We start from the raw sequence: 20,141 nt of genomic DNA, 5'->3' as shown, positions 1-20,141 counted from the left end.
GATTAACGACCATTGTAGTAATATAGGGTAAACGTATATCGGAATTCTCTCTATCTGAGTCTTTGTTCTCATCCTTCAATCTTTTCTACTTTGATACATTGAGCTATGGAAACAGCTTGAATCGGTTCTTAGCCAATCATGGATCCTGTCTGATGAATGAGGGAGGTGCTTAAATGAAACGAATCCATTTTCAATTAATGATGATCATCTTGCCGATCTTTTCTATCGCGGCATGCAATCCCTCCGCTACAGACCAAATCGGTTTAGAAAAGGAATTTGAAGAATATCGGACGGAAGTAATTGAACCTTTAAATGATCGGGCGATCAAAACGGCGGAAATGGGCGGACGCTATACAACGATGCTCGAAGAGGCGGAAGAAGCATTTCAGTACATAAATGAAGAACTGATTCCCTATGTTGCAGAAACCAGGGACATGGCGATGGATGCACAGGACGGACTTGTCAATCAGGAGATTCAAGAGTTAAATAAAATTTTGATTAAAAATCTGGAGCTGACTCTGGAATCGTTTACGATGACAGCAGCCATGACTGAAATGAATATTCCACCAATCGAAGACGAGAAGGCCGTTTACGAAAAAACGGAAAACATCTATGCTGAGCTCATGGAGTTACAGGAGGAAATCGACCGAACATCAGCCGAGTATGAAAAGCGGGTAGAGGAATTAGCGGAAAACTAAATGACCCATTGAATAGAAGCTAGTACTGGAGTGAGGAAGAATGAACCGAAAAAGTGTTATCGTCAGTCTGCTGACGCTGGCTTTGATGGTCCTGGCCGCATGCAGCAATTCAGAGAGCAGCGGCGATCCCAGCCCCGCTGAAGAGTTCGATCAATATCGGACGGAAGGGATCGATCCGATCCATGAACGGTCTTTGGAACTCGCCGAAATGGGTGGCCATCTCAACGCCATGATTCCGGAGCCGGAAAAGGCCCGTGACTATATCACCGACGAGATGATTTCTTATATTGAAGAAACAAGGGTAATGGCCGAAGAGCTGCAGGACGGCCTGATCAATCAGGAAATCAAAGAAGTGAATCAAATTACGATTGATCAACTGAATCTGATGGCCGATTCGTTCAATAAGCAGGCGGAGTTCCTTGAACTGCACATCCCACCGGTAAGCGATGAATCGTATGCAGAGTCTGAAGCGGTCTATGCGGAGATCATGCAGCTGCAGGAGCAGATTGACGAAAAAACTTCAGAGTACAACACCAGCTTGGATGACCTGGAGCAGAAATACAGCAACTAATACGCGAAAAGAGCCGGTGCCCCGGGGCATCGGCTCTCTTTTTAGAAGTAGTTGACCATTTTGCTGACGACATAAATGAACGTTGCGGCAATGCCCGTCAGGTACAGGCTGCCGAGCAAGAAAAAGAGAAGGTCGACGAGGCGGGATTGCGTCTGTCTGGATGTCATGCCGGTCATGGTGAAGGCTGCCTCCTGTCTATCCGTTTAATTGGTTATAGGACGATTCATGGTCATCAGGGTTCCATACCTATTATGACTGTTCGGAGTGATGCAACAGCCTGTGTTATACTCCTAATAAATCATATTTGTTGTTTGAACAGAAGGTAGGAATCAAACCATGTTTCGAATCGGTGTGGTCGGTCCGGCTCCGTCCGTTGAACGGATTATCGGGGTGGCCAGGGAAATTGAACAAGAGATGGAACTGATCCCATATCCGTATCAGGAAACGAGGGAAGTTGCAGATATTGTGCGAAACCATGACCGCCAAGTTGATTACTGGCTTCTGTCGGGTTTCATTCCGTATCAGGTAGCCAAGAACATCATGCCTGCCGCTGACCGGCTGGTATACATTTACTCCACCGAAACCAGCATCTACAAAAGTTTTATGGAACTCGTCTATGCACAGGAGAAGCTGTTGGAACGGATCAGCATCGATATGATCCCGACTACAAATATTGGCGAAGGCGAAAGCCTGGAAACACTGAGGGAAATCGCACAGGAACTGTTTGTTCTAACGATTGAGGCCGATACGGAATCCGAAGAGCTGCTTCGCTTCCATAAGAATCTGTGGGAAGAGGGTAAGACGGATGGTGTCCTGACCTGTTATCCGACTGTACGGAATGCGCTGGAGAAAGCAGGAATCCCGGTTAGGCTCATGTCACCGACACGGATTGAAATCTTCCAGACTCTGCGGATCTTCTTTGAAAAGGTCAAGACATCTTATTATAAAGACACCCAGATTGGTGTAGAGAAAATCGAAATCAAGGATTTTGATTTAATCAAAGAAAAGATGGAAAAGACGTATCAGGTACAGTATTTGGAACTCCGCCTAAAAGAGACATTGATCCAGCTTTGCGAAAAGATTGACGGATCCCTTGTCGACGAAGGCAATGGCAGGTATTCCATCTTCAGTTCACGCGGAGCCATTGAGCGCGAGCTCCAGGCACTCAAGGATAAAGCCCGCTATCTGTCTGTTGAGGCCGATACTCCTGTTGCTGTGGGAATTGGATTCGGCAGTACGGTGCTGGCGGCGGAAATTCATGCCCACCGTGCCCTCCAGATATCGAAAAAGGACGACGGACAAGGGATTGTCATCATCCAGGATGACGGAACCCTCATCGAATCAGCAGGGGATCAGGAAGAACTGAACTATTCGTACCGGACTGATGATCAGGATATCCTGGAAAAGCTGAGTGAAGCCAAAATCAGCGTCAAATCCTATAAGAAAATTGATGCCCTTGTCCAAAAAATGGGGTGGCACCAGTTTACGACGAAGGATCTGGCCGCTCATCTCCAAATGACCGAACGGAATGCCCAGCGCATCGTTGCAGATTTGTGTGATGCAGAGCTGGCCGAGAATGTCGGGGAAGAAGCCCAGCATACCCGCGGAAGGCCGATAAAAATTTACCGGTTAAAATAGCACTGAAATGAGCATCCCAAATGGGGTGCTTGTTTTTTTTGAAAAATATATTGCGCAACAGAGAAACCTATTATAAAATCAATAACGAAAGTTTCGCTTTATCTTCGTTAAAGAAAGTTCGAAATTCGTGTAAACGCTTTTAATGAAGTGGAAGCGTTTCATCTCTAAACACAACATCAAGACCAACATCTCAGAGAATAGGAGTTGAAAGCATGCTTCCCAAGCGTGAACGAAATCTCATTTTGATTCTGCTCTTCCTCGGCTGGTGCCTGGGCAACTTGGACCGCTACATCATGAACTACGCAGTCCTTCAGATTACGGAGGATTTAAACCTGAGCGCTTCAGCTACAGGAATTATTCTCAGCAGCTTCTTCCTCGGCTATGCCATCATGCAGATGCCGGGCGGCTGGCTCGCTGACCGGTTCGGAGCAAGAAAGATCCTGCTGGCCTCAGTCATCTTATGGTCCATCTTCACAGGGTTGTCCGGTGCTGCATGGTCGCTTGCATCCATGGTTGTCATCCGCTTCCTGTTCGGAATCGGGGAAGGCGGCTTCCAGCCGTCGAGTTCCAAAATCATTTCTAACACATTCCCTGTGGCGGAGCGGGGAAGGGCGATGTCCGTCATGCTTTCTTCAAGCGGAATCGTGGCTCTGATCATCCCGGTATTGTCCGCATTTCTTCTGACTGCAATCGGATGGAGGACGACCTTCGTTGTTTTCGGAGCTTTGGGAGCCCTCATTGCCTTCCTTTATTGGAAATACGTCAGACTGCCTGAGGACAGGCCTGAAGAAAAACTGGCACGAGCCACCAAGCCTGCAGAAAAAGGTCTTGTCGGTTCATTGATGAAAACGCCGCTGATCTGGAATATGGTCATTGCGTATTTCTGCATTTATGCCGTGAACTGGGGACTGGCCACCTGGATTCCGACTTATCTCGTTCAGGATCGTGGCCTTGACCTCATCTCGATCGGCTGGGTACAGACGATTCCGGGCGTCACGATGCTGCTGGGCATCTTCCTGAGCGGTTATCTGGTCGACAAATTGCCTGAAGGACGGGAGAAAATTGTTGGTGCGATTTCTTGTGCACTGACCGGACTGATGCTCTATCTGATGTTCACTGCACCAAGTGTTGCGGCGTTCATCACCTACCAGACCATCGTCAATCTCTTCATCGCCTTTGTCATTACTTTGCTTCCGGTCATCATTCTCAAGCAGTTGCCTACTTCGGTCACCGGTACGGCAATGGGAATCGCCAATACAGGCGGTCAGCTGGCCGGATTCGCCACTCCGATGGCCATCGGGTTCATCGTTGATGCATTCGACGGCTCGTTCAATGCGGCATTCTGGATGCTGATCACATTCGCAGTCATCTGCATCATCGCCATCCTCACGATGCGCAATAAAGGTGAATTGTTCGACCGTGCCAAAGCGGAAGCATCTGCGTGAGCTAACTCAAGGAGGCGCTGATTGTGGGATATCATGAAATCATTTCGAAATTGATTGAACAGAAAAAAGACAGGTATATCGAACTGAGCGATCAAGTATGGAGCTGTCCAGAACTTTACTTTGCCGAACATCGCTCTTCAGAGATTCTGGCCGGTGCACTTGAAGAAGAGGGGTTTGAGGTGCAGCGCAAGGCAGCCGGTCTGGAGACCGGGTTTGTGGCAAGCTTCGGATCCGGAAAACCGGTCATCGCCGTACTGGGCGAATTCGATGCACTGGCCGGCCTGAGCCAAGAAAAGGGGCTCACCAAACAAAATCCGGTGGAAGCTGGCGGAAATGGACACGGCTGCGGCCATAACCTGCTGGGTACCGGCTCGCTCGCCGCTGCAGTTGCGGTAAAAGCGTACATGGAGGAAACCGGACTGAAGGGAACCATCCGCTATTACGGCTGTCCGGCCGAGGAAAATGGGTCGGGAAAAGCCTATATGGTCCGCGAAGGGTTGTTTGAAGATGTCGATCTCGCCTTTTCATGGCACCCGATGACCAAGCCGAGTGTCTGGCATGTCAGCACACTTGCTAATTACGCCGTGAGGTTCAAGTTCAAAGGGAAAAGCGCGCATGCGGCCGCAGCACCCCATCTGGGCCGGAGCGCACTGGACGCGGTGGAACTGATGAATGTGGGCGTGAACTACCTGAGGGAACATATAGTGCCGGAAGCCCGTATCCATTATGCGATCACCGATGCCGGAGGTGCTTCCCCGAATGTGGTTCAGGCAGATGCGGAAGTCCTTTACTTCATCAGGGCGCCGAAAAAGCAGCAGGTAAAGGAACTGACCGAACGCGTGAACAATATCGCTAAAGGTGCTGCCCTCATGACCGGAACATCGTTGGAAGCGGTGTTTGAAGGAGCGGCTTCGGACCTGGTACCGAACTCTGTCCTTGCGGAGACCATGTATCGGCACCTATCCGCAATTGGTGTTCCTTCGTATGACGAACAGGATTACCGGTTCGCAGAGGAAATTCAGGCTACGCTGTCTCGTGAAGACATCGAGGCGGACCTGACCGGACCTGATCGGGAAACGGTCCGGAAACTGAAAAACAAAGCCATTGCGGACTTTATCGCACCGTTTGCAGAGGAAGCTGCAATGGCCGGATCTACTGACGTTGGTGATGTCAGCTGGGTCGTACCGACGACACAATGCCTGACTGCCTGCTTTGCGCTCGGCACGCCGCTGCACACCTGGCAGGTCGTCTCGCAGGGTGCCATGCCGATTGCCCACAAAGGCATGCTGCAGGCGGCCAAAGTCATCGCCTGCACGGCAATTGATGCAATGGAAAATCAAGAAATCATCGAAAGCGCAACTGCAGAATGGAAAGAACGGCTGGACGGGGAATCGTACGTTTCCCTGATTCCCGATGATAAAACCCCGCCGAAAAGATAAAAACATAGGAAGAAATGATGAGAATCATCGCATTCTCATCATTTCTTTTGCCTGACAGAAAGGAGAAACCGGCATGACCATGGTGAAAGAAACGCTGCCGAATCATCATGAAACCACTCATGATCTGCAGCGGTTTGCCGCCCAACTGGACAAGTGGGTGGAACAAGACCGCTTCTATACAACTGAAGGGGAATGTGCTTCCTATATCCCCGCCCTCCAAAAAGCCGATCCTTCACAGCTTGGAGTGGTCATGGTCGGAGCGGATGGGACGGTCCTCCAGTCCGGAGACAGTGAAGCCGTGTTTACCCTGCAAAGCATTTCGAAAGTGATCAGCTTCATGGCAGCCTGCATCGATTTCGGAACGTCGTATGTCCTGGACCGTGTGGATGTCGAGCCGACAGGCGACGCTTTCAACTCAATTGTCCGGCTCGAACTCCATAAGCCGGGCAAGCCGTTTAATCCGATGATCAATGCGGGTGCACTTACAGTGGCATCGTTGCTCGGAAAGCGGACACCGCAGGAAAAAGTCGAATCGTTCATTTCGCTGATCAGCAATATGACCGGAAGACGCCCGGCGATTAATGAGGAAGTCTTCCAGTCCGAATGGATCACTGCCCACCGCAACCGTGCCCTTGCTTATTACCTGCAGGAAAACGGCTATCTGGAAGCCGATGTGGAAGAAGCACTTGAAGTGTACCTGAAGCAGTGCTCGGTGGAGATCAATGCCACGGACATTGCCATGATCGGCCTGGTCCTGGCACACGATGGCTATCATCCGATTCTAAAAGAACAGATTCTCCCGGTGCAGGTCGCCCGTATTACAAAAGCACTGATGGTGACGTGCGGCATGTACAATGCCTCCGGAAAGTTTGCTGCCTTCATCGGCCTGCCGGCAAAAAGCGGCGTATCCGGAGGTATCATGGCGGTGGTTCCTTCACACGCGGGCTCCCCACAGTCCCCGTTCCCGAATGGATGCGGAATCGGGATCTATGGGCCCGCCATCGATGAAGTCGGTAACAGTGTGGCAGGCAGCATGCTTCTGAAGCAGATTGCACAGGAATGGAATATGAGCATTTTCTGATCGGTCCTCCAATTTAGACATAATTTGTTAAACTTCAGGGTACAAAGAGAAAGGAGACACTGTTTCCTTTCTCTTTTTTATTTCTTTTGACCGAGTAGACAGCACTGCGTCTCCCGAAAGGAGTCTTTCGGCACCGGTCGTTATTCCTATATTTCCAGTCTTTCCAATTTGCTATGATAAAAGTAACTTTGTTTAGAAAAGGAGATTTCGCCCGATGGCCTTATTAGCTGCTTTGATCGCACAACTCCAACTGAAGAAAGAACAGTTGAGAAGACTGACTGTCTGTGCGGTGAATCTGGGCAATTTGGACGGAGACTTCTCGCAAAACCGAAGCCTTTTGGAGGAGCCGGAGCTAACGGCAAAAACCTGGAAAGGAATGCTTGCGGATAAATTTCTCGAATACCGTGACGTAATGGCTGTGCAATACGACGATATTTCCAGTGTCCAGCTCGCCCTTTCCAGACAGATGCTCAGTGAAAAGATTGCCCAAATCAAACTGGAAATCATGGCGCTGGAATCCAGCATCGCAGCGGAGCGGACAAGGCTGGCTGCTATTCGTGCAGGAAAGGACTGATGTCATTGACTAATCAGATTAAGGTCGAATATGAAACCGTCAGGCAGTCGGTTTCAAATATGGAAAGCATGACCGAGTCTCTGGACCCCGCCCTTCCCCAGAATCTCGCGGGAGACAATGTGCTTGAACTCGTAGAGAAGATCAACCAGCTCAACCTCATCCTTGAACAGCAGGGGGAGGAATTCAAGAGGATCCTGAGGCTTAATCACGAGGCGGTCAGGGAATCGGCGGATATGCTAGATGAAACAGATCATCAGCTCTCCATTTCAATGGATGCGAATTAAGGAGGTGAAGACATGAAAACGCTGGAGGTAAGCTCGCTGCTGGAAGGAATCGATTCGGTTGTCCGACAGATCGAGTCTCAGAAGGCACAGTTAAAGGAGCTTGAGAGAGCGGTTGCGTCATTCACCGATCTCGGAGATTCGTTCACGGGAGTAGGCGGGGATGCCATACGCCGTTATTACCGGGAATGGCATCTTCCTCTGATTGCCTACAGGTCACTGACACTGGAAAAGTTTGAAGGACTTTTGCAAAACCTGAAACAGGCGACATCAGCCCTTGAGCCTGCCCATGATGGATATATTCTGGAATCGCACCTTGAGGGGCCGCTGACGAATGGAGTAACAAAGTCGGAAAGTGTGACGGCAGCTCTGGTTGACGAAGGGAACAGCTACATGGATGCGGTGAGCGACATCATCAGCCTGCCGAGGCTAAAGGACGATGCATTTCGCGAGGGTGTCCGTGACGCAAAACGGCATATCCGCCAAACCATCCAAGATCTAAATACATATGATTATAGCCAGACCGGGGAACTGTCCGCACTTGACGCTGATTTAGATCTGATGGACGGCTACTTGAAAGACTTGTCCGGTATCTTTGGAAATCCGTCATTCCGGATTGAAACATATGATCTCCAGCTCCAGGATTTCAGCGGATATCAGAAGCTGCGTGTGAATCTGGCTCAGGAACAATTAAAGGAATTCGCTATGGGCTTTTCTATGTTCTTCTCGAGTTTGTGGTTGGTATTCGGCTCACATCTTATCCAGAGCAAAAAGTCTGATGAATTTGTGTATGAGATGCTCCGTGGTTACGAGCGGCGGTATGAAGAGCTTGAAAGGATTATTGAGTCTGGTGTGGAATCCCAGGGGGAGGAGTTTATCCGAGGTCCTCACCAGGTGGCACGTGGTAAAGAGATCAATCTGGCGGCTCTTGATGCAATGGACGGTGTTTCCATCGAAACATACAATTTGAGGGGGGTTCCCCTGCATTATTCCATCATCAATAACAAGCTGGTTATTTACCGTGATAATCCGAACCTCTGGTACTCCACGCAGAACGCGGAAGTCACACTTCTTCAGGAAGTCTTGGCAACGTCGGTGAAAACCGTCTCCACGATCCAGGGTGACCGGATGTTAGGCAAGATTGGCAGCAGGTTGCCCGGCTCATCTACAATCTCAGGGAAAATTAAGGGGTCTCCGGAAATACCATTTACCGGGAAGAAATCAGGAGAAATCGTCAAAGAAGAGATCTCAGAAAACATTCAGAAGAAGATCCCGTTCTGGGGTGAAATCATTTCTGCCGATGTGCCTAAAGCAGGAACCAAGCAGGTCATTGTTTACCTGTCCGGTGATGGTGTCCAGTATGATCGCCGGGTTAGCCTGACACTCGGCAAGGACGGGGTACTCTCCATCAAGGAGTGGTATACCGGTGAGCTGAACACCCTTAAGCAAAAAGATCACAATGAAGTTACGTTCAGCGATCTCTGGAACTGGACACAAAATAATACAGATCCGAACTTCAGTAAAGATTCACCGGAAGAAGCGAAACGGACTGTGGCTGATTTTGCGCTCAAAGGAAATCAGCCAGAAGGGTCTGTGCAGGGAATGGGCTTGGACCTCAACAAACTGGAATTTACAAAAGGCGTGGATATCAACACAACAACGGTCAACGACGTCCCGGTCAACTACAGTGTGGTCGGCCAGGAACTCGTAATCTTTCCGGATAATCCCGATGTCCATTACTCGATTCAAAACGTGGAGCACGGAAAACTCAATGAGGTGCTCGGAAGTCTTGCCAAGCGGGCGCTGGAGAGCGCAGTCGATGAGCAAATCGGCAATGGCATCGGCAAAATCAAGGGTATGGACGGTTTTGACGAGTATCTGAATCGCCTGCCTGGGACGGACACGTCTGAAGTGATCAAAAGCTCAGCCTCACAGTTTGCACAAAACCAAATTCCCGGCTGGGAAAAAATCAAGAATGCACCGGTTCCGTCAGCAGGTGAAAAGGAAGTCCTCCTGACCATCAGCGGAGATGGGAAAAAACCGTCGGGCGTCAAACTGTTCAGGCTGAAACCGGACGGAACCATCACTCTGTATTAAGATAGACAGAGTGAAATCGCTGAAGTTTAGGAGTGAAAGCAATGAAACGATCTATATTTAAGTATTTCCTAGTGTTTCTGTTGGCGTTATTCCTCGCTGCCTGCAACAGCGGCAACGGAGCAGAAACACAGAATATCAGTGTGGAAAAAGAATTTGAAGAATATCGGAAGAACATTTTTGAGCCTCTGGATGAGCGATCATTTAAGATTGCAGAAATGCTCAATCACTATACATCCATCATCGAACAACCCGAGGAAGCCCACCGCTATATGGAGGAAGAAGTGATTCCCTTTATGGAAGAATCCAAAAAAATCGCTTCTGATGCCCATGATGGACTGGTGAATGAAGAGATCAGGGAGCTGAACGAGACCACGATTGAGTATTTGAATCTGACGCTCGATTCCCTTCAAAAGACAGCAGACTTATCGGCGCTCGAATTTGTTGATCCGGTGACCGAAGAAACGTACCAAGAGGCTGTCAAGCTAAATGAGGAGAACATGGAGCTGCAGGAAAAAATAGAACGAACCGGAGTGGAAATGGACCGGCAAATCGATGCACTCGTCAATGAACAATGATTCGGGACGTATGGCCGGCACCGCGATTAAGAGACCGGTGAATTGGAGGTGCATCATGAAAAATCTGATCCGGCTGATGGGGATGTTGCTGGTGTTCGCACTGGCGGCTTGCGGCGGTCCGGGAATTGCAGCTGAGTACAAGGAATACAAAGAAGAGGGCAGCACTCCGATTTATCAGAATTCCATTGAACTGATCATGATGAGCAATCAGTTGAATGCCATTCTGGACAGTCCGGAGCAGGCCAATCAGTACCTGAAAACAGAAATGCTCCCGCTGCTTGAAGAATCCAAGGCATTGTCGGAAGATTGGCAGGGCCGTCTGACCCACGAAGAGCTCAAGGAACTGAACGGACTGAAAGATCAGGAACTGGCCTTGCAGATTGACTACTTAGGAAAGCTTTCCGAAGTACTGGAACTGACCGCAGAGCCCGGGGAAGACTTTGAAAAAAAGATAGCTGAACTGTCCGGGGAAATTTCTGATAAACAGGAGCAGCTCGATAAGATTACGGATGATTATGCAGCGAAGTATGAGGAACTGGACCGTCAATACGGATCTGAATAACACAAGAATTTCCCGGGAAGCCACGCTTCCCGGGTGTTTTTTATTCAGGCAAAATAACGGCAAATCTTGTTGTTGTTTTGCACACTTCAAAGAAGGGGATGATTTAGGAAGGGATACATAACCGGTACATCCGGAAGAAAGATGAAGGGAGGTTTATGAATGGGGGCAATCTGGAGATTTTATCGGGACCAGTCATTCATGCTCAAAATGTCCGTCGGTTTTCTGTTGGGCATCGTTGTCGGACTCATTTTTGGGGAATCGGCAAGCGTGCTGTCGCCGCTTGGGGATCTGCTCCTGAGGCTCTTGAATCTGATTGTAATTCCGCTCGTCGTCTTCACGCTGATTGCAGCGGTGGACCAGCTGAATCCTGCGAAACTCGGAAGGGTCGGCGGGAAGGTGTTCACCTTTTATTTCATCACCACAGGGATAGCGATCATATTCGGGATTGTGCTGGCATTAATGATTAGACCAGGTACTGGGCTTACACTTCCGAATGCTGAAGTGGAGGTGCCTGAACGGCCGTCCGTTGTCGATACCGTGCTGTCGATCGTCCCGGACAATTTGTTTTCTGCATTAGTAAATGCTGACATACTGGCGCTTATTTTTGTGTCTGTCGTTGTTGGGCTATCGTTTTCTTCCATGATCCATTCCGGTGAGGAACGGATCAGAAAGATGGGGCACTTCCTGAGTGATCTGACTGCAAGCCTGAGTGAAGTCACATTCCGCGTGCTCAACGGTATTCTTCAGTACGCGCCGATTGGCATCTTCGCCATCGCTGCGTCGGCGATCGGTTCACAAGGACTCCAGACATTGATTTCTCTGGGGAAATTGACGGCAGTCATTTATGGAGGCATTGTGCTCCAGTTTGTATTGGTCTATTTTGTAATAATGAAGCTGTTCGGCGTCCGGATCCGTGAATTCTTGAGAAATGTCAAGGATGCGATTGGCACGGCGTTTATGACTTCATCCAGCCTGGGGACGCTTCCCGTCACCATGAAGGCTGCAAAGCGTGCAGGAATCAGTGACGACGTAGCCTCATTCTCTTTGCCTCTGGGCGCTACGGTCAATATGGACGGAGCGGCGATCCGTCTTGGTGCATCGGTCGTGTTTGCAGCGGACATCGTCGGGCTGGACTTGGGCTTCGCGGCCATTCTCGGAATTATTGTGACCGGCACGCTTGCTTCCATCGGTACTGCAGGGGTTCCCGGGGCCGGCCTCATCGCCCTGTCGATTGTTCTCACCCAGGCGGGTCTGCCCATAGAAGTCGTGGCACTTGTCGCCGGGATCGATGCGATTCTCGGGATGGGCGCAACCGCCACGAATGTCACCGGAGACCTGGTCGGTGCATCAGTCGTGGACAAAAGTGAGAAAAAGCGTTTGGCTAAGTTTGAGCGGGCGTGATTACAGCGATTCGTCTTATAGTGGCGAATCGCCTTTCTATGGAGTTTTATGAAGTGATGGTTAGATAAGACGTTTCAACTTGCTTGTGAAACTTTTCACAGGCCCTGTCCGTATAAAAGATATAGGGTGAAAAGTTGTACGAAATAAAAACTCAGATGGCAGGGGGAATGGCGAGTGGAAATATTGATCAGACAAAGTTTGCCGAGGGATTTCGAGACAATCACTGAAGTTGTGGAGCAAGCTTTCCGGGATGCAGAGATGAGCGATCACAGTGAACATATCCTGGTCGGCCGGCTCCGTGTATCCGATGCCTACGTTCCGGAACTATCTATTGTGGCGGAGAATGAGGCCGGGGACATTGTCGGCCATATTCTGTTGTCCAAAATCCGGATCGTTGACGGGAAGAACTCAGAAGAATCATTGGCACTGGCTCCGGTATCCGTCCTGCCGAAACTTCAGAACATGGGAATCGGGAGCCGGCTGATCCAAACGGCATTGGACAAAGCAAGGGAACTCGGATTTCGCTCAGTAATCGTTCTCGGACATCCCGGTTATTATCCGAGGTTTGGTTTCAGAAAAGCATCGGAGTGGGGGATTCGTCCGCCGTTCGATGTTCCGGACGATGTGTTTATGGCACTTGAACTGTCAGAAGGAGCGCTAAATCAGGTAAGCGGTATTGTGGAGTATTCAAAGCCTTTCAATGAAGCAGCTACCGAGCCGATGTGAAAAAGCATCGGCTTTTTTGTTTGTTATAATAAATGTTGCGTTTGCACTTATTTAAAAGTAAAATAAGTATAATAGAAATGTTGCAAATACAACATACAGATAGGAGGCAACTAATTAGATGGAGCATCTCCGGGAAATCGGGGTGATTGCAAGGTCGCTGGATTCCCTCAGCAACATTGAGTTCAAGGAAGTCGATCTGTCAAAGGGACAATATCTTTATATGGTGAGGATCTGCGAGAATCCGGGGATCATACAGGAAAAGCTTGCCGAGATGATAATGGTTGACCGGACAACGGCTGCAAGGGCGATCATGAAACTGGAGGAGAAAGGGTTTATCGAGAAACGGGACGATGAAAGCAATAGGAGAATCAAGAAACTCTTCCCGACTGAAAAGGGCTTATCAGTTTATCCGTTTATCGTAAGAGAGCATGAGCATTCCAATGCAGTGGCGCTTGAGGGCTTTTCTGAAGACGAAGCGGATATTCTCCTTCGTCTCCTTCGCCGGGTCAGAAAAAACGTAGAAAAAGATTGGGAGTACGTAAAGAAAGGAAACAAGCGAAGCTATTGAACGAGGAGGGACCGTCATGACTGTTGAAATCAGGCTGTGTGGATTGGACGATCTGCAAGCGCTCCGGAACATCAGCATTGAAACTTTCAGGGAGACGTTCAAGACGCAGAACTCACCTGAAAACCTGAATGCCTACCTGGAACAAGCATTTGATCCGGAGCGGCTAGAGGAAGAAATGAGCCACCCGGGATCCCGGTTTTTCTTCATAGAAAAGGAGGGGGAAACCGCCGGCTACCTGAAGGTCAATACAGAAAATGCACAGTCAGAGAAGATGGGCGACCATTCGTTCGAAGTGGAACGGATCTACATCAGCAGCAGGTTCCAGAAGCAGGGGCTGGGGAAAATTCTGTTTGACCACGCGTTGGACCTCGCGAGAGAAGAAGGAAAAGCAAAAGTCTGGCTGGGCGTCTGGGAGAAAAATGAGAATGCCATCGCATTCTATGGGAAGCTGGGTTTTATTCGTACAGGCGCACACTCGTTCTTCATGGGGGATGACGAGCAGACTGACTACATCATGGAAAGGAAAATCGATTTTGTTCATACCGAAGCTGTTCAAGGTTACGGACTTTGAAGAAATCAGAGGATTTGTAGAGGAGCACTCATTCGGGTCCATTGTGACCGTACATAATGGGAGGCCGGTTGCGACCCACATGCCTTTCCAGTTCCGCCGGGTCGGTGAAGATTGGGGGGTCACGGGTCATTTCGCCAAGGCGAATCCTCAGTGGAGAACCCTCGAGAAGCAGGAGGTGCTTGTCATAATCCAGGGCCCGCATGCGTATGTCTCGTCGTCCTGGTATACCCATGAAAATGTCTCGACATGGAACTATCAGGCAGTCCATCTATATGGGGAAGCACAGCTGATGGATGAAAACGAGCTCGAGGAAGAACTGTCCTTGCTGATGAAGAAATATGAGCAGCACCGGGAGAATCCCGTTTTGTGGGAAAACCTCTCTGAGGATACGAAAAAGCAAATAAATGCCGTTGTCGGCTTTAAGATTAGAGTGGATGAAATTCAGGCCGCTTACAAGCTGAGCCAGAACCGAAACAGCACCGATTACAAAAACATCATTGACGGTTTGCGGGGCGAAGGCAGTGCTGATGCAAACCGGATGGCGACACTGATGGAGACAAAGAGAGAAGAGTAAAACAGGAAGCCGATGCGTCAGTCCGCATCGGCTTCCTGTTCGTTGATCTCCGGGTAGATGACTTCCCCGTCCTCCCGCCTGACCGGCTCAGCCCCCCAGCGGCCTGGCTGATGAGGCTCGACGATGGTCTCTCCTTCATTGCCGTCGAGTATATGAAATACCTCACCTCCGTGAAGGGCGATGTAATTGCTGATGAGCATACGGTGACAGCGGGCGGGGTGGTGCTCCGAACAGCAAACTGCCGACCGCTTTCCAGCTGCTGCATCTTGGAGCTTTTGTATTCCTTCTTTGAATTCATCATCCTGCGTATAGTCTGCGTAGTTGTGGAAGGAGCGGTTATTCCAGCCTTCATTCACCCCGTCGCTGACAATTTTGGACTTCCGTCGCCGTCCTCCAAGTTCGGGGACATGTAAGTACTCGACCCCGTTATCCGGAAGCCACTCCTTCATGCGATCCGTATGGAACCATGGGAACTTCCGGCTGCCGGGGAAAGCACGCACATCGACAAGAAGTTCAACGCCTGCATCATGAAGCAGCTTAAGGAACTCCTTTTCATCATGTGTAGAGTGACCGATCGTGTACAGTTCCATATGTTCACCTTCTTTGTACGGCTGTTATAGATCCCGTTCCCTCAAACCGGTATCTGCAATCTTGTTGGTTTTATGGTTCGAGTGTACAGTACCCTGAATCGCAGAAAAAAAGCAAAGGCATCTCCTTTGCTTTCTTCTGATGATCGCTTATTCTGCTTTAGTCAGTTCATCTTCTGTGACCCACTTGTGATTCTCCACTTCTTCGCCGCTTTCACCCGATACGAAATCAACCATATAGACCGTCGTCTGCTGTGCAGACTCAATGATGGCTTCGGCTCCATCCATGCCAGGCATGTGGTCTGCGTTCAGGGTGACGGCTGTACCTTCGTCAAGGGGTTTTTCTCCCGGATCCTGCAGTTCTTCGTGGATCACCCATTTGTGATCCTCGACCGGCTTACCGCCATCCGTAGGCGTGTATGTGACCGAGTACACGGTTGTGGCATATGCACCGGTAACAGTCGCTTTCACGCCGTCCATGCCGGGCATATGATCTGCGTGCATCATGACTTCAGAACCGACGGGGAAATTCGGGTCCTGAGCCTCTGCGAGTCCTTCCGGGACCTCTCCGGAACCGCCATGCATATCATGCATGTCCGAACGATCGTCTGAGTCATGCATCTCATACGGATCGTTGGATTCATCGCGGTCGTATTGCTGTTCCTGACCGGTCGGATCTTCGGCCGGCTGTGCGTGATCCTGTCCGTCATTTGCTCCGCAGGCAGATAAGAACAAGATCAGTGTACTTAAAGGGATTACTGTTTTCCTAAAGGCCATGTCCGATTTCCTCCCGTATCGATAGTAGTTATAACTTGCCCGCTTACCAAGGATGGTATGTAAAATGAGGAACAGGCAGGGAACCGGGTTCCCCGCCTGCAGTCGCTCCTCAACATGTCATTTCGTCCTTGGCTTATGCAGCATTGCGGCATGCTTCCGCACACTTCATGCATGCTTCCGCACACTTCTGGCAGTGTTCATGGTCGTGCTTCCTGCACTCTTCGCCGCAGGCTTCGCAAACTTCCGCGCAAACTTGGGCGAGCTGTCTGACGAACGGTGAATTCCGGCTGATTGCGGCTTCCAGGAATCCGCAGATGTCTGCGCATTCACGGTCTAGCCGGATACACTCCGCCATCATCTTCACATTTTCTTCCTTCAGGCATGCATCAAAGCAGTGGTTGCAGGCTTCCATGCACTCGTGCAGCGTCCTCAACAGCTCTTGATGTTGTGCGTGAGCCACGTTGCCATCCCTCCAGTTTGATCCTGTTTGATTGTACATTCATGTTCTTCCCGATTGTCCGGTGATGAAACAAGAGAAATTTCGACAAGTTCGTGTTTTTTGGAGCGAAATAGCGGGAAATATGGTACCTTGAATAGGTAAGGAGTGATGAAGATGACACACGTGATTACGGCACCGTGCATCGGCGAAAAAGCCGGTGAATGTGTGGACGTATGTCCGGTAGATTGCATTATTGAGGGAGAAGATCAGTTCTTTATCGACCCGGATCTCTGCATCGACTGCGGAGCTTGCACAGCGGTGTGCCCGGTGGATGCAATCTTTTATGAAGACGATCTGCTTCCGGAAGACCAGCCGTTCATTGAAAAGGCGAAACAGTTCTTTATGGAAGCTTAAACCGGAGCCGAAAAGGCTCCGGTTTTCTTTTTGTCCGTTTTTCTTCATTCCATCCGGGGAATGCTAATAGGTAGCACTGAGGAAGGGATGAGATGATGACGAACCGATTTGAAGGAAAAGTGGTGTTAATGACAGGCGCGGGATCCGGCCTGGGCAGGTCGGCCGCACTGCAGGTTGCAAAGGAAGGCGCCAAACTGTCGCTGGTCGATTTGAATGAACAGGGGCTTGAAGAAACCAAACAGGCGATTATGGAGGCTGCTCCTGAAGCAGAAGTGCTTTTGCTGACAGCCAACGTGGCAGAAGAGGAGCAGGTCAAGAAGTATGTCGATGACACGGCTTCACATTTTGGCCGGATTGACGGATTCTTCAACAACGCGGGCATCGAGGGTAAACAAAACCTTACGGAAGAATTTGGAAGTGATGAATTCCAGAAAGTCCTCAGCATAAACCTGAATGGCGTTTTCTATGGAATGAAGTATGTACTGGCCGTCATGAAAAAACAGGGCTCCGGATCCATTGTCAATACGGCATCCGTCGGCGGCATCCGGGGAGTCGGCAATCAGTCTGGCTATGCGGCCAGCAAGCACGGCGTTGTCGGGCTGACACGCAACTCTGCGATTGAATATGGACAGTACGGTGTCAGCATCAAAGCCATCGCACCTGGCGCCATTATGACCCCGATGGTCGAAGGCTCCCTGCGCCAGATGGGCGGCGATAACTGGGAGGAAATCGGAAAGGAATTCGTCCAGCCAAATCCGATGAAGCGATTCGGCAAGCCTGAGGAAGTGGGCTATCTGGTCGCATTCCTTCTCTCTCATCAGGCCGACTTCATTAACGCAGCGGTCATCCCGATTGACGGCGGACAGTCCTATAAGTATTAAATAGGAAGAGCAGGAGGATCCCGATGTTCGGGGTCCTCCTTTTTGTGTTTGTGTACTACGGAATTCAAACAATTAATAATATGATTTTGAGCTTAATAAGTAGTATCCTTAAAAAGCTATTCCAGAGATTAATTGCTTGTAAGACTGAATGGAACGTGCAAATAAACCTATTCTTATAAACCTTCTTGATGAAAAGACAGGAGAGCCAACAAGATATTATTATTTAATTGAGATTGACAACCGGTTGCCTGTTCAATATATTTTATACATTCAGACTATTGTAAGCGCTTACCGTTGGGTTCAACGGCGGTTTTCCGTCGATTTCAAAATAAAGGGAGGTTGTTTGCTTGTACGTTTCGGACCGAATCATGTATCTGTTTTCCGGTCTCATTGTACTGTCTCTGGTCGGCATGTTCCTGGAATCCTGGCGGCTCATTCTGTATCCGTATCTCATTGTCATTGGAATCGCCATTACTCTCGGAATGTGGAACGCAGTCAAGAAAAAGCCGGGAATGCTTTGGGTCCCTATTGTGATTGCAGGCAGTTACCTGACGTTGTTTATCATCCTTGATGTGATTACCCGGAATGATCCTGCCGGAGGAAGTTCCTACATTCTTGGGATGACACCAAGCCTCGCGATTTATCTGCTCGGCATCCTGCCACTGGCCGTAATTGCCTCTCTGATTTATGCACTCATCTTTGACCCAGGCGATACGGAAGAGATGGAAAAGGAGTTTAGAACGGGGGAGGCTGCTGAATGAACGTCACGATTATCAGCATTGTTGCGATCTATCTGATCATCTGTATTTTGATTGGTGTATGGGCGACAAGAAGAACAAAGTCAGCCAGTGACTTCCTTGTTGCCGGCAGAAGCCTCGGCATGTTTGTCATGGCCATTGCGGCGTTCACGTCCATTCAGAGCGGCTTTGGTCTTCTCGGAGGAGCCGGACAGACCTTTACCGGAGGGATGGGATTTGCTGCCGGAGTCCTGATTGCGGCCCCGCTCGGATTTGCCCTGACCTGGTTCCTGGTCGGCAAGCGGATCTGGATGATGGGTGAGCACGGGGACGTCTTTACTCTTGGAGACGTGGTGGAGAAGCGTTATAAGAGCCGCTCAGTGCGCGGATGGCTCGGATTTGCCATCACGCTTGGCGTCATCGGCTATCTCGGCACTCAGGTACAGGCAATGGGCGTTATCATGCACTCGATCTTCGGCGTGTCCCCGGCCGTGGGGGCGCTGATCGGTCTCGGGATTTTGGCCTTTTACTCGGTCGGGGGCGGAATCATTGCCTCAGTTTATACGGACCTGTTCCAGGGCGTCATCATGATTGTCGTATCAATTATCATTTTCTTCTTTGCATTGAACCTTGGCGGCGGCATGCAGAACATCACGGAAACGCTGCAATCATCTGATCCGCTGCTCGCATCGCCATTCGGAAACTTCTCGCTGATCACCATTGCATGCTGGTTCCTGCTGTTCAGCCTCGGAGCTGCGGGGCAGCCTCACTTCATCAATAAATTCCTGATGATTAAAAGCGCAAAGGAACTCCGCTGGGGTGCTTTCACTGCAGGACTGGCATATGCGATCACTGTGCTTCTTGTTGTCAGCATCGGACTGACTGCCCGCTCGCTTCAGATCCAGGGCAGGTTCCCTGAAGTCGCATCTGCCGATGATTCGCTCGTCGTGTTTGTGACGGCGTTCACACCATCCGTCATCGGGGGATTGGTCCTTGCCGGCCTCCTGGCTGCGATCATGTCGACAGGGTCAGGTTTTGTTACGCTCGGTGCGGCCAGTCTCGTACGGGATATCCCGCGTGCATTCGGAAAGGAAGTCAAGAATGAACTGCTCTGGAATCGGATCGTCGTTTTCGGTTTGCTCGTCGTTTCTACCTTATTCTCATTCTATATGGATACACTCGTTGCGCTGCTGGGGGTATTTGGGTGGGGTACATTCGCAGCTGCCGTATTCCCGGCAGTTGTTCTCGGGCTAGTGTGGAATCGGGCCACAAAGCAGGGGGCAATCACCAGCATCATTCTTGGAGTATTCCTGAACTTTACATTTGAAATCCTCAAAAAGTACGGAATCATCCTTCTCCCTGAAGGGGTAGTAGTCGGAGCCATCTCGCTCGTCATTTCGATTCTCGGCTTTGTGGTCGTCTCTCTGATGACACAGCCTCAGGAAACAGCGGAAATGGAACAGCCTCCTCTCAAGGCGATGGAAGGCTGACGATCAACTGACAGG

General features: G+C 49.9%; 24 protein-coding genes. 20 read left to right on the top strand and 4 right to left on the bottom strand.

The annotated features are described in order from the left end of the window. The first annotated feature begins 173 nt into the window (after positions 1-173). The gene (locus tag AV656_RS03355) at positions 174-698 is read left to right on the top strand and encodes a hypothetical protein (protein WP_063178793.1); all 525 of its coding nucleotides are present in this window, start codon (positions 174-176) and stop codon (positions 696-698) included. A gap of 40 nt (positions 699-738) precedes the next feature. After that, entirely contained in the window at positions 739-1,269 is a 531-nt protein-coding gene (locus AV656_RS03350) for a hypothetical protein (protein ID WP_063178791.1), read from the top strand. A 41-nt stretch (positions 1,270-1,310) separates the two neighbouring features. On the opposite strand, the gene AV656_RS16660 is transcribed toward AV656_RS03350, so the two are convergent. Beyond that, positions 1,311-1,445, bottom strand: a complete 135-nt coding sequence (locus AV656_RS16660) for a hypothetical protein (protein ID WP_269447378.1) — start codon at positions 1,443-1,445, stop codon at positions 1,311-1,313. Positions 1,446-1,605: 160 nt separating this feature from the next. Here AV656_RS16660 and AV656_RS03345 point away from each other — a divergent pair, with 160 nt between their 5' ends. The 14 genes from AV656_RS03345 to AV656_RS03280 all read left to right on the top strand — a co-directional run bounded on the left by AV656_RS03345 (position 1,606) and on the right by AV656_RS03280 (position 14,801). Next, positions 1,606-2,907, top strand: coding sequence for a hypothetical protein (locus AV656_RS03345; RefSeq protein WP_063178789.1), 1,302 nt, complete (start codon positions 1,606-1,608; stop codon positions 2,905-2,907). A gap of 212 nt (positions 2,908-3,119) precedes the next feature. After that, positions 3,120-4,352 (top strand): MFS transporter, encoded by a 1,233-nt coding sequence (locus tag AV656_RS03340; protein WP_063178787.1) that lies wholly within the window; start codon positions 3,120-3,122, stop codon positions 4,350-4,352. 23 nt (positions 4,353-4,375) lie between these two features. Continuing rightward, positions 4,376-5,791, top strand: coding sequence for a M20 family metallopeptidase (locus tag AV656_RS03335; RefSeq protein ID WP_063178785.1), 1,416 nt, complete (start codon positions 4,376-4,378; stop codon positions 5,789-5,791). 79 nt (positions 5,792-5,870) lie between these two features. Further along, on the top strand, positions 5,871-6,872 hold the full coding sequence (locus AV656_RS03330) for a glutaminase (RefSeq protein WP_231877229.1): 1,002 nt from the start codon (positions 5,871-5,873) through the stop codon (positions 6,870-6,872). A 214-nt stretch (positions 6,873-7,086) separates the two neighbouring features. Then, on the top strand, positions 7,087-7,446 hold the full coding sequence (locus AV656_RS03325) for a hypothetical protein (RefSeq protein WP_063178783.1): 360 nt from the start codon (positions 7,087-7,089) through the stop codon (positions 7,444-7,446). Next, complete coding sequence (locus AV656_RS03320; RefSeq protein ID WP_063178781.1) at positions 7,446-7,730, top strand: DUF5344 family protein; 285 nt, start codon at positions 7,446-7,448, stop codon at positions 7,728-7,730. Before AV656_RS03325 ends, AV656_RS03320 begins: the two co-directional genes overlap by 1 nt. A gap of 12 nt (positions 7,731-7,742) precedes the next feature. After that, on the top strand, positions 7,743-9,824 hold the full coding sequence (locus tag AV656_RS03315) for an LXG domain-containing protein (RefSeq protein ID WP_063178779.1): 2,082 nt from the start codon (positions 7,743-7,745) through the stop codon (positions 9,822-9,824). Between the two features lie 41 nt (positions 9,825-9,865). After that, complete coding sequence (locus AV656_RS03310) at positions 9,866-10,399, top strand: hypothetical protein (RefSeq protein ID WP_063178777.1); 534 nt, start codon at positions 9,866-9,868, stop codon at positions 10,397-10,399. Between the two features lie 55 nt (positions 10,400-10,454). Continuing rightward, the gene (locus AV656_RS03305; RefSeq protein WP_063178775.1) at positions 10,455-10,961 is read left to right on the top strand and encodes a hypothetical protein; all 507 of its coding nucleotides are present in this window, start codon (positions 10,455-10,457) and stop codon (positions 10,959-10,961) included. 159 nt (positions 10,962-11,120) lie between these two features. Continuing rightward, positions 11,121-12,362 (top strand): dicarboxylate/amino acid:cation symporter, encoded by a 1,242-nt coding sequence (locus AV656_RS03300; RefSeq protein WP_063178773.1) that lies wholly within the window; start codon positions 11,121-11,123, stop codon positions 12,360-12,362. A 174-nt stretch (positions 12,363-12,536) separates the two neighbouring features. Next, complete coding sequence (locus tag AV656_RS03295) at positions 12,537-13,088, top strand: GNAT family N-acetyltransferase (RefSeq protein WP_063178770.1); 552 nt, start codon at positions 12,537-12,539, stop codon at positions 13,086-13,088. A gap of 118 nt (positions 13,089-13,206) precedes the next feature. Further along, positions 13,207-13,656 (top strand): MarR family winged helix-turn-helix transcriptional regulator, encoded by a 450-nt coding sequence (locus tag AV656_RS03290; RefSeq protein ID WP_063178768.1) that lies wholly within the window; start codon positions 13,207-13,209, stop codon positions 13,654-13,656. Between the two features lie 16 nt (positions 13,657-13,672). Next, positions 13,673-14,227: a GNAT family N-acetyltransferase gene (locus AV656_RS03285; RefSeq protein ID WP_063178766.1), complete on the top strand. Its 555-nt coding sequence runs from the start codon at positions 13,673-13,675 to the stop codon at positions 14,225-14,227. Next, complete coding sequence (locus AV656_RS03280) at positions 14,190-14,801, top strand: FMN-binding negative transcriptional regulator (RefSeq protein ID WP_063178764.1); 612 nt, start codon at positions 14,190-14,192, stop codon at positions 14,799-14,801. Before AV656_RS03285 ends, AV656_RS03280 begins: the two co-directional genes overlap by 38 nt. A gap of 17 nt (positions 14,802-14,818) precedes the next feature. Here the strand turns inward: AV656_RS03280 and AV656_RS03275 are convergent, their stop codons facing one another. The 3 genes from AV656_RS03275 to AV656_RS03265 all read right to left on the bottom strand — a co-directional run bounded on the left by AV656_RS03275 (position 14,819) and on the right by AV656_RS03265 (position 16,625). Next, the gene (locus tag AV656_RS03275) at positions 14,819-15,391 is read right to left on the bottom strand and encodes a DUF488 family protein (RefSeq protein ID WP_063178762.1); all 573 of its coding nucleotides are present in this window, start codon (positions 15,389-15,391) and stop codon (positions 14,819-14,821) included. 147 nt (positions 15,392-15,538) lie between these two features. After that, entirely contained in the window at positions 15,539-16,165 is a 627-nt protein-coding gene (locus AV656_RS03270; protein WP_063178754.1) for a YdhK family protein, read from the bottom strand. 133 nt (positions 16,166-16,298) lie between these two features. Beyond that, positions 16,299-16,625, bottom strand: a complete 327-nt coding sequence (locus tag AV656_RS03265; protein WP_063178752.1) for a four-helix bundle copper-binding protein — start codon at positions 16,623-16,625, stop codon at positions 16,299-16,301. A gap of 153 nt (positions 16,626-16,778) precedes the next feature. Here AV656_RS03265 and AV656_RS03260 point away from each other — a divergent pair, with 153 nt between their 5' ends. The 4 genes from AV656_RS03260 (at position 16,779) to AV656_RS03245 (ending at position 20,126) form a co-directional block, all read left to right on the top strand. Next, positions 16,779-17,018 carry an indolepyruvate ferredoxin oxidoreductase subunit alpha gene (locus tag AV656_RS03260; protein ID WP_063178750.1) on the top strand — a complete coding sequence of 80 codons (240 nt, stop codon included), beginning with the start codon at positions 16,779-16,781 and terminating at the stop codon, positions 17,016-17,018. Positions 17,019-17,113: 95 nt separating this feature from the next. Then, complete coding sequence (locus AV656_RS03255) at positions 17,114-17,899, top strand: SDR family oxidoreductase (RefSeq protein WP_063178945.1); 786 nt, start codon at positions 17,114-17,116, stop codon at positions 17,897-17,899. A 347-nt stretch (positions 17,900-18,246) separates the two neighbouring features. Continuing rightward, positions 18,247-18,660 (top strand): hypothetical protein, encoded by a 414-nt coding sequence (locus tag AV656_RS03250; protein WP_063178748.1) that lies wholly within the window; start codon positions 18,247-18,249, stop codon positions 18,658-18,660. Then, on the top strand, positions 18,657-20,126 hold the full coding sequence (locus AV656_RS03245) for a sodium:solute symporter family transporter (RefSeq protein WP_063178746.1): 1,470 nt from the start codon (positions 18,657-18,659) through the stop codon (positions 20,124-20,126). The genes AV656_RS03250 and AV656_RS03245 overlap by 4 nt, the downstream gene beginning before the upstream one ends. Positions 20,127-20,141: the final 15 nt, after the last annotated feature.

It is taken from the genome of Bhargavaea cecembensis, assembly GCF_001619585.1.
Taxonomy (GTDB): Bacteria; Bacillota; Bacilli; order Bacillales_A; family Planococcaceae; genus Bhargavaea; species Bhargavaea cecembensis_A.
This window is presented reverse-complemented; position numbering and strand designations above follow the sequence as displayed.

What these genes read in the sequence shown, in the direction of transcription:
- AV656_RS03355 (WP_063178793.1), top strand. Translation starts at nt 174, where the DNA reads ATGAAACGAATCCATTTTCAATTAATGATGATCATCTTGCCGATCTTT.
- AV656_RS03350 (WP_063178791.1), top strand. Translation starts at nt 739, where the DNA reads ATGAACCGAAAAAGTGTTATCGTCAGTCTGCTGACGCTGGCTTTGATG.
- AV656_RS16660 (WP_269447378.1), bottom strand. Translation starts at nt 1,445, where the DNA reads ATGACCGGCATGACATCCAGACAGACGCAATCCCGCCTCGTCGACCTT.
- AV656_RS03345 (WP_063178789.1), top strand. Translation starts at nt 1,606, where the DNA reads ATGTTTCGAATCGGTGTGGTCGGTCCGGCTCCGTCCGTTGAACGGATT.
- AV656_RS03340 (WP_063178787.1), top strand. Translation starts at nt 3,120, where the DNA reads ATGCTTCCCAAGCGTGAACGAAATCTCATTTTGATTCTGCTCTTCCTC.
- AV656_RS03330 (WP_231877229.1), top strand. Translation starts at nt 5,871, where the DNA reads ATGGTGAAAGAAACGCTGCCGAATCATCATGAAACCACTCATGATCTG.
- AV656_RS03325 (WP_063178783.1), top strand. Translation starts at nt 7,087, where the DNA reads ATGGCCTTATTAGCTGCTTTGATCGCACAACTCCAACTGAAGAAAGAA.
- AV656_RS03320 (WP_063178781.1), top strand. Translation starts at nt 7,446, where the DNA reads ATGTCATTGACTAATCAGATTAAGGTCGAATATGAAACCGTCAGGCAG.
- AV656_RS03315 (WP_063178779.1), top strand. Translation starts at nt 7,743, where the DNA reads ATGAAAACGCTGGAGGTAAGCTCGCTGCTGGAAGGAATCGATTCGGTT.
- AV656_RS03310 (WP_063178777.1), top strand. Translation starts at nt 9,866, where the DNA reads ATGAAACGATCTATATTTAAGTATTTCCTAGTGTTTCTGTTGGCGTTA.
- AV656_RS03305 (WP_063178775.1), top strand. Translation starts at nt 10,455, where the DNA reads ATGAAAAATCTGATCCGGCTGATGGGGATGTTGCTGGTGTTCGCACTG.
- AV656_RS03300 (WP_063178773.1), top strand. Translation starts at nt 11,121, where the DNA reads ATGGGGGCAATCTGGAGATTTTATCGGGACCAGTCATTCATGCTCAAA.
- AV656_RS03290 (WP_063178768.1), top strand. Translation starts at nt 13,207, where the DNA reads ATGGAGCATCTCCGGGAAATCGGGGTGATTGCAAGGTCGCTGGATTCC.
- AV656_RS03285 (WP_063178766.1), top strand. Translation starts at nt 13,673, where the DNA reads ATGACTGTTGAAATCAGGCTGTGTGGATTGGACGATCTGCAAGCGCTC.
- AV656_RS03275 (WP_063178762.1), bottom strand. Translation starts at nt 15,391, where the DNA reads ATGGAACTGTACACGATCGGTCACTCTACACATGATGAAAAGGAGTTC.
- AV656_RS03270 (WP_063178754.1), bottom strand. Translation starts at nt 16,165, where the DNA reads ATGGCCTTTAGGAAAACAGTAATCCCTTTAAGTACACTGATCTTGTTC.
- AV656_RS03260 (WP_063178750.1), top strand. Translation starts at nt 16,779, where the DNA reads ATGACACACGTGATTACGGCACCGTGCATCGGCGAAAAAGCCGGTGAA.
- AV656_RS03255 (WP_063178945.1), top strand. Translation starts at nt 17,114, where the DNA reads ATGACGAACCGATTTGAAGGAAAAGTGGTGTTAATGACAGGCGCGGGA.
- AV656_RS03245 (WP_063178746.1), top strand. Translation starts at nt 18,657, where the DNA reads ATGAACGTCACGATTATCAGCATTGTTGCGATCTATCTGATCATCTGT.